This window comes from Streptomyces coryli, assembly GCF_011044975.1.
GTDB classification, from domain to species: Bacteria; Actinomycetota; Actinomycetes; order Streptomycetales; family Streptomycetaceae; genus Streptomyces; species Streptomyces coryli.
This window is the reverse complement of the sequence record NZ_JAAKZV010000325.1, coordinates 1-7,551: the sequence shown is the minus strand read 5'-3', so window position 1 is coordinate 7,551 and position 7,551 is coordinate 1. Positions and strand designations below refer to the sequence as shown.

The window sequence follows — 7,551 nt, the reverse complement described above, 5'->3', positions numbered from 1 at the left end:
GCGCAGGGCTTTTGCGGGGGGCTGCTCGCCGCGGCGGGCCGCGTCGATCGCGGCGGCGGCGTGCTCGCGTACGTCCAGCACCGCGGCCAGCTCGGCGGAGCCGACGCGGCCGGCGGCCCAGGGGACGGTGAGGCGCATGCCGAGGGCGGTCAGCCAGGTGCGCAGGGCGTCGGGGGAGGTGAGCAGGTCGCCGTCGGCGGGACGGGTGTTGAGGAGGTCGAGGGCGAGCGGCTCGCCGAGGAGGTGCATGACCTAATGCTACAAGCAGGGGTTGACTCATTAGTTCGGGCGTCGCTAATCTAATGCCACATCGAGTCCTGGGGGCATTAGAAATGGTCGTGCTGGAGATCCCGCGGATCAGCCATCGCTTCGTCGAGGTGGATGGCGTGCGTGTCTTCTACCGGGAGACGGAGGGGCCGGTCGATGCGCCCGTGCTCCTGCTGCTGCACGGCTTCCCGTCCGCGTCGCATCAGTTCCGGCGGCTGCTGGATGTGCTGGGCAGCCGGTATCGCCTGATAGCGCCGGACTATCCGGGGTTCGGGCACAGCGACGCCCCGCCGGTGGCGACCTTCGACGGGCTGGCGGATGTGATGGAGGGGTTCGTCGAGCGCCTCGGGCTGGACCGGTTCGTGATGTATGCCTTCGACTTCGGCGCGCCCATCGGCTTCCGGCTGGCGGAGCGGCATCCGGAGTGGATAGCGGGCCTGGTGATCCAGAACGGCAATGCGTACGAGGAGGGCCTCTCGCCCGCGGCCCGCGACTTCACGGCGCTGACGCCGGCGGACGAGGGTGCGGAGGAGCAGATCCGTGGCCTGCTCACCATGGCCGGCACCCGGTCGCAGTACGAGGGCGGCACGGGCGATCCGGAGCGGATAGCGCCCGACGGCTGGACGCTGGACCAGCACTTCCTGGACCTCCCGGGCCGCAAGGAGATCCAGGTCGCGCTCGCCTTCGACTACAAGTCGAATATCGCCCGCTATCCCGCATGGCAGGAGTGGCTGCGCAGGTACGCCCCGCCGACGCTGATCACTTGGGGCACGGGGGACCCGTTCTTCCCGGAGCCCGGCGCCCGGGCCTATCTGAAGGATGTGCCGGACGCCGAGCTGCATCTGTTCGAGACGGGGCACTTCGCGCTGGAGGAGAAGCTGTCCGAAATAGCCCCGCTGATAGCGGACTTCCTGGACCGCACCTGGAAGGCGCGGGCCGCGAAGGCCTGAGGCTTACGCCCCCGCCTTCTGGAAGAGACGGGTGCCCAGGGTGAGGGAGGCCGCGGACATGGCGAGGGCGACGAGGACGCCGTAAAGCATCGGCATGCTCGCGTAGTGGCCGACGAAGGCGGCGCGGACCGCGTCCACCAGGTAGCGGAACGGCATGAAGTGCGAGAGCACGTCGAGCCATGCCGGGGCCAGGGCCATGGGGAGCATCAGGCCGGACAGGAGCATGGACGGCATCGTCAGCGCATTGATCACCGGGCCGAACTCCTGCGGGGTGTTGACCTTCATCGCCAGCGCGTACGACAGCGAGGCCAGCGAGATCGTCAGGAGCGCGACGAAAGCGAAGCCGATCAGGATGCCGGTGAGCGGGGCCCTCAGTCCCATCACCAGCGCGGCGAGCACCAGCAGCACCGCCTGGAAGAGGAACAGCAGGGTGTCGCGCAGCACCCGGCCGGCGAGCAGCGCCAGCCTGCTGGCGGGGGTGACGCGCATGCGGTCCACCACGCCGCTGTGCTTCTCGAGGATGACGGCGAAGCCGCAGAAAGAGGCGCCGAACAGGCCGAGCTGGAGCAGCAGGCCGGGCACCAGCACCTGCCAGGACGATCCGTCCGCGGACAGCGGCAGGTCGGTCAGCAGTGGGCCGAAGAAGAGGAGGTAGAGCAGCGGCATCAGGATGCCGAAGAGCATCTGCATGCGCGAGCGCAGGGTCTGCCGGGCGTATCGGCCGAAGACGATGGCGGTGTCGGAGAGGAAGGAGTGCATCGAAGGTCCTTAGACAGCGAGCGGGGCGGGCTCCTCGGACGGCGCGGCAGGGGCGCGGCCCGTAATGGCGAGGAAGGCGTCCTGGAGGGAGGCGGTGGTCGAGCCGGCGTGCTGCTCCTTGAGTGCGGCCGGGGTGCCCTCGGCGATCACCCGGCCCTCGTCCACGATGATCAGCCGGTCGGCGAGCGCATCGGCCTCGTCGAGGTAGTGCGTGGTCAGGAAGACCGTGGTGCCCTGCTCGGCGCGGATCCGGCGGACCAGGTCCCACAGGTCCGCGCGGCTGCCCGGGTCCAGGCCCGTGGTCGGCTCGTCGAGGAAGAGCACCGCCGGGCGGTGCAGCAGGCCCATGGCGATGTCCAGACGACGGCGCTGGCCGCCGGACAGCGCGGCGCACTTGCGCTCCATCAGCTCCGACAGCCCCAGGTCGGCCGCGACCTCCTCGGCCCGGGCCGCCGCCTCGGCCTTCGGCATGCGGTACAGCCGGGCCTGGGTGACCAGCTCCTCCCGGACGGTGATGTTCGGGTCGACCCCGCCGGACTGGGCCACGTAACCGGTCTTCGCCCGCACCCCCGCCGGGTCGCTCGCCAGGTCGCAGCCGGCGACGGTGGCGGCGCCGCCGGTGGGCGGCAGCAGCGTGGTGAGCATGCGCAGCGTGGTGGTCTTGCCGGCGCCGTTGGGGCCGAGGAAGCCGACGATCTCGCCCGGCTGCACGACGAGGTCGATGCCGCGCACGGCCTCGACCGTGCCCCGCTTGGTGGTGAAGGTCCGGGACAGACCGGACGTGCTGATGATTGCCATGCCGCCCAGAAAAACAGAGTCACTGAAATTTTGCAACGTCACCAAAATTTCATCGACACCAAGGAAGCTAGGATGGAGGCATGGCCGAAGAGGGACTCAGGGAGCGCAAGAAGCGCCAGACCAGGCAGTACATCTCGGATGTGGCCACGGGCCTGTTCGTGGAGCGCGGCTTCAACGCGGTGACGATCGCCGAGATCGCGGAGGCCGCGAACGTCTCCGTCAACACCGTCTACAACTACTTCCCGGCCAAGGAGGACCTCTTCTTCGACCGCAGCCGCGGCGTCGTCGACCGCCTCTCCCGCTGGGTGCGCGGCCGCGGCCCGGGGGAGTCCGCGGCCGAGGCGGTGCTGCGCGAGCTGCGCGAGGAGGTGGAGAGCGTCTCGCCCAAGGTGGGGCTGACGGAGGGGATGGGGAAGTTCATGGTCGTCGTGGCCGGCGCCGACTCCCTCAAGGCCAGGCTGTGGCACATCCAGCAGGAGGGCATGGACAACCTCACCGACACCCTCCGCGAGGAGGCGGACGCCGCCGCCGACGACCCGATGCCGGGGCTGATCGCGGGCCAGATCTCCTTCGTGCACGGCACCGTCTTCGAGACGATCCGGCACAAAATGATCGCCGGCGGCAAGCCCAACGAGGTCTCCCGCCAAACGCTCGTCATCATCGACGAGCTCGAGGGCCTGCTGAGCGAAAAGGTGCTCAACTACGCCCGCAGGTCCGCAAAGTGACCGCCGCCCGTGTGACGTGCGTCGTACACGGCGTGATGCGCATCTCTTAAGCCCCCGTGCGCCCCCGCGCGGCGCTAAGGTCCGCGTAAAGGACAGCGCTGTCTGTAAGGGGAAACACGATCGTGGCACGGAAGCTCGCCGTCATCGGAGCCGGTCTCATGGGCTCCGGCATCGCACAGGTATCCGCCCAGGCGGGCTGGGACGTGGTCCTGCGGGACGTCACCGACGCCGCCCTCACCCGGGGCACCGACGGCATCAAGGCCAGCTACGACAAGTTCGTCTCCAAGGGCAAGCTGGACGCCGCCGACGCCGAGGCCGCCTTCGGCCGGATCACCACCACGACGGATCTGGACGCCGCCGCCGACGCCGACATCGTCGTCGAGGCCGTCTTCGAGAAGCTCGAGGTCAAGCAGGAGATCTTCCGTACCCTCGACGGCCTGGTGAAGGACGACACCGTCCTCGCCTCCAACACCTCCGCCATCCCGATCACCAAGATCGCGGCGGCGACCGGGCGGCCCGAGCGGGTCGTCGGCGCGCACTTCTTCTCGCCGGTGCCGATGATGCAGCTCTGCGAGCTCGTCCGCGGCCTGAAGACCTCCGACGAAACCCTCGCCAGGACCCGGGAGTTCGCCGAGTCCGTAGGCAAGACCTGCGTCGTGGTCAACCGCGACGTGGCCGGCTTCGTCACCACCCGCCTCATCACCGCGCTGGTCGTGGAGGCCGCCAAGCTGTACGAGTCCGGCGTCGCCACCGCAGAGGACATCGACACCGCCTGCAAGCTGGGCTTCGGCCACGCCATGGGGCCGCTCGCCACCGCAGACCTCACCGGCGTCGACATCCTGCTGCACGCCGCCGAGAACATCTACACCGAGTCCCGGGACGAGAAGTTCGCCGCCCCGGAACTCATGCGGCGGATGGTGGATGCGGGAGACCTGGGCCGCAAGAGCGGTCAGGGTTTCTACGAGCACTGAAAGCGCGGGAGTTGCCCGAGGGTAACCCGCAGGAGTGAATTTCATATCGATCCGCGCACAGACGGCAACCTTGCGTAGCCGCGGACAGTCAGACCGGTAGAGGTTCGAAGAGACAGGCACCACTGGACCCACAGCACTGCAGAAGACTCGGGGAGCGCAGATGTATATCAGGGGCGACCACGTCGAGCTGGTCGTCGGGGGCCGCCTCGACGTCCGCAGCGCGGCGGACGCCCGTACGGCCCTGCACGACGCGGTCGACACGGGACGCGGCGATCTGATCGTGGACCTCTCCGCTCTCGACTCATGGGACGCCACCGGACTCGGCGTGATCATGGGAGCGCATCGCAGGGCCGGACGGGCCGACCGCCGGCTGGTGCTCCGCGGGGTTCCCCCGCAGATGCAGCGGCTGCTGGTGGCCACCCGGTTGCACCGCATCCTCGCTATCGAGGAAGCGCTGCCGGTGGAATCTCTGCCCGTGGAGGCAGAGGCACCCCGGTCGGCGTGATCCTCACAAATGTGTGACGGCCAGGACCCGTTCAGGATTCGGGTCCTGGCACATACTGAATACAGGATTAGGGTTCTGGCGCGAAGCCAGTGGGGGGACAAGCGATGGACCCGATAAACCGGCGCCGGCCTGCAGCGCACAGCGCAGGTGCGGCGCGAGCAGTCCAGCTCGTAGCGGGCGAATACCGCGTCACCGTCAATCCCGTTGACGGCAGCATGGTGGAGGCCCTGCACCCCGGGGAACGTCCCACCAATCCCGAGCGGCACCCCGGCGCCGGGAGCGCCGGTGCGGCCGCCCGTCCGGGCGTTCCGGCGCCGCCGCCCGGCGCCACCGGGCCCGCATTGCCCTTCCTCGACCGCGACGAGGACCGCGACCGCCTGGTCCGGCTGCTCGCCCGCGGCCGCTCCGTGCGCGTCACCGGACCCGCGGGCTCCGGCCGTACGACCCTCCTCGACGCCGTCGCCGCGGACTGCGCCGACCTGGCGCCGGACGGCGTCATCCGCCTCAGCGGCCACCGCCGCACGCCCACCGATCTGCTCTACGAGCTCTACGCCGCCGCCTTCGACGCCTCAGGCCTGCGCCCCGACCGGCCGCAACTGCTCGCGCTGCTGCAGGAGATCGGCGCGGTCGTGGTGCTCGACGACCTCGAGTTCGGCGGCGCCGGACTCGACGAACTGCTCGACGCGACGCCCGAGTGCGCCTTCCTGATCTCCGCCCTGCCGCAGGCTCCGGCGCCGTCCTCGGTCGCCCACGTCGAGGAGGTCTTCCTCACCGGCATCGGCCGTCCCGCCTCGCAGAAGCTGCTGGCGGCCGCCGCGCGGCGGCCGCTGACCGAGGACGAGACCACCTGGGCGTCCGACGTCTGGTTCGAGTCCGAGGGGCTGCCGCTGCGGTTCGTGCAGGCGGGCGCGCTGCTGCGGCAGCGCGACGAACTCCGGGCGGCGGCCGCCGAGTCCGGGGGAGCGGCCGAGGAGCCGCTGCCCACCCTGGCCGTCAGCGCCGCCCCCGCGGAGCTGCTCGCCTCCCGGGCCAGCGGCCAGGCGCGCTCCGCGCTGCGGTTCGCCGTCGCGCTCGGCGGCGTCTGCCCGCACCCCGCGCACCTGCCCGCGCTCGCCGGCGACCAGCACGCCGACACCGCCCTCGCCGAGCTCGTCGCGCTCGGCCTGACCACGGTCGTGGGCGGCCGTTACGGCCTGGCGCCCGGCGTCACCGCGCAACTGGCCGAGGCGGGCTACGCCCAGACCCCCGAGGGCGCGGACCCGCCCGTGCTCACCGCCGCCCAGCACTACGCCTGGTGGGCAGGGCACGCCTCCGTCACCCCGTCCCGTATCGCGGAGGAGGCGGACGCGATCCTGGCCTCCCTCGAGGCGCTGGCCGGCAGCCCCACGCCGGGGCATGCCGCGGCGGCGGTGCTGCTGGCGCGTACGGCCGCGCCCGCCTTCGCCGCGGCGCAGGCGTGGACCGTATGGGAAAAAACGCTTCGCCTAGGCCAGCAGGCCGCGCGGCTGGCCGGTGAGGTCGGCCAGGAGGCGTACTTCCACCACGAGCTCGGCATCCTTGCGCTGTGCACCGGCCGGCTGGACCGGGCCCTCGCCGAGCTGGAGGCCTCCGTCGCGCTGCGCGGCGCCATCTCCGACCGCGGCGGCGAGCTCGTCGGCCGCCGGGCGCTGGCGCTGGTCGCCGACCGCGGCGGCTTCGAACTCCCCGGCATGCCGGGGCCCGGCGACGAACCGGGCCTGTACGCACCCGCGGCCGCCGTACCGGAGCCCGGCCCCGAACTCGGCGCCGAGCCGCGGGAGGAGCCGCTGCCGGTGCCGGAGGGCCCGACCATCATGCTCGGCCAGGTGCGTGCCACGGGCGACGATGCGTATCCCGCCTACGGAGCCTCGGAAGAGCCGTCGCGCCGCACCGTCGGCGCCCTGCCCGCCAAGCGCCGCAACCTCGTCGCGGCCGCGGCGGGCGCGCTGGCGGTGGCGGTGCTGGGCACGTTCGTGACGATCACCGCCATCGGCGGCGAGGAGAACGACAAGCCGGCCAGCCAGGTCAAGGTGGACAAGTCCGCCTCGGAAGAGGGCGAGTCGGGGCTGACCCCGGAGGAGGAGTCCTCGGGCTCCCGCTCACCGGCCCGGGACGGCTCCCAGCCGGGCACCTCGACGGACTCACCGTCGCCGTCGTCGAGCAACTCGGACGACGAATCCGAGTCACCGAGCGACGACCCGTCGGAGAGCGAGTCGGACGGCGGCACGACTACGGGTGGCGGATCGACGGACGGCGGCTCGTCGACGGACGGCGGGACGACGGGAGGATCGTCCACGGGCGGCCCTACGACGGGCGGCCCGACCGGCGGTACGACGGATGGCGGGACGACGGACGGCGGGACAACTGACGGCGGCACCACCGATGGTGGGACGACGGACGGCGGTACGACCGACGGTGGCACCACCGACGGCGGGACGACGACCGGTACGACCGACGGAGGCACCACCGACGGCGGAACAACGACCGGCACCGCTGCCGGAGGCACCACGCCCTGAGCGGCGGCCGGCTGTCCGGGGCCACTCGCGACAGCAACGGGT

8 protein-coding genes are annotated in these 7,551 nt (G+C 71.3%); 5 read left to right on the top strand and 3 right to left on the bottom strand.

The features are described 5' to 3' along the window. The coding region (locus G5C51_RS38035) for an ABATE domain-containing protein (RefSeq protein ID WP_206314764.1) at positions 1-249 on the bottom strand (249 nt) is incomplete at its 3' end. 83 nt (positions 250-332) lie between these two features. On the opposite strand from G5C51_RS38035, the gene G5C51_RS38030 reads away from it, so the two are divergent. Further along, positions 333-1,217 (top strand): alpha/beta fold hydrolase, encoded by an 885-nt coding sequence (locus tag G5C51_RS38030; protein WP_165244815.1) that lies wholly within the window; start codon positions 333-335, stop codon positions 1,215-1,217. A 3-nt stretch (positions 1,218-1,220) separates the two neighbouring features. On the opposite strand, the gene G5C51_RS38025 is transcribed toward G5C51_RS38030, so the two are convergent. Next, positions 1,221-1,976: an ABC transporter permease gene (locus G5C51_RS38025; RefSeq protein WP_165244813.1), complete on the bottom strand. Its 756-nt coding sequence runs from the start codon at positions 1,974-1,976 to the stop codon at positions 1,221-1,223. A 9-nt stretch (positions 1,977-1,985) separates the two neighbouring features. Then, positions 1,986-2,774: an ABC transporter ATP-binding protein gene (locus G5C51_RS38020; protein WP_165244811.1), complete on the bottom strand. Its 789-nt coding sequence runs from the start codon at positions 2,772-2,774 to the stop codon at positions 1,986-1,988. 80 nt (positions 2,775-2,854) lie between these two features. Here G5C51_RS38020 and G5C51_RS38015 point away from each other — a divergent pair, with 80 nt between their 5' ends. The 4 genes from G5C51_RS38015 to G5C51_RS38000 all read left to right on the top strand — a co-directional run bounded on the left by G5C51_RS38015 (position 2,855) and on the right by G5C51_RS38000 (position 7,509). After that, a complete protein-coding gene (locus tag G5C51_RS38015) occupies positions 2,855-3,499 on the top strand; it encodes a TetR/AcrR family transcriptional regulator (RefSeq protein WP_165244809.1) in 645 nt (214 codons plus the stop codon). Positions 3,500-3,621: 122 nt separating this feature from the next. Then, positions 3,622-4,470 (top strand): 3-hydroxybutyryl-CoA dehydrogenase, encoded by an 849-nt coding sequence (locus G5C51_RS38010; protein WP_165244807.1) that lies wholly within the window; start codon positions 3,622-3,624, stop codon positions 4,468-4,470. Positions 4,471-4,630: 160 nt separating this feature from the next. Then, the gene (locus G5C51_RS38005; protein WP_165244805.1) at positions 4,631-4,975 is read left to right on the top strand and encodes an STAS domain-containing protein; all 345 of its coding nucleotides are present in this window, start codon (positions 4,631-4,633) and stop codon (positions 4,973-4,975) included. A gap of 104 nt (positions 4,976-5,079) precedes the next feature. Continuing rightward, positions 5,080-7,509, top strand: a complete 2,430-nt coding sequence (locus tag G5C51_RS38000) for an ATP-binding protein (protein ID WP_165244804.1) — start codon at positions 5,080-5,082, stop codon at positions 7,507-7,509. The last annotated feature ends 42 nt before the right edge of the window (positions 7,510-7,551 follow it).

What these genes read in the sequence shown, in the direction of transcription:
- G5C51_RS38030 (WP_165244815.1), top strand. Translation starts at nt 333, where the DNA reads ATGGTCGTGCTGGAGATCCCGCGGATCAGCCATCGCTTCGTCGAGGTG.
- G5C51_RS38025 (WP_165244813.1), bottom strand. Translation starts at nt 1,976, where the DNA reads ATGCACTCCTTCCTCTCCGACACCGCCATCGTCTTCGGCCGATACGCC.
- G5C51_RS38020 (WP_165244811.1), bottom strand. Translation starts at nt 2,774, where the DNA reads ATGGCAATCATCAGCACGTCCGGTCTGTCCCGGACCTTCACCACCAAG.
- G5C51_RS38015 (WP_165244809.1), top strand. Translation starts at nt 2,855, where the DNA reads ATGGCCGAAGAGGGACTCAGGGAGCGCAAGAAGCGCCAGACCAGGCAG.
- G5C51_RS38005 (WP_165244805.1), top strand. Translation starts at nt 4,631, where the DNA reads ATGTATATCAGGGGCGACCACGTCGAGCTGGTCGTCGGGGGCCGCCTC.
- G5C51_RS38000 (WP_165244804.1), top strand. Translation starts at nt 5,080, where the DNA reads ATGGACCCGATAAACCGGCGCCGGCCTGCAGCGCACAGCGCAGGTGCG.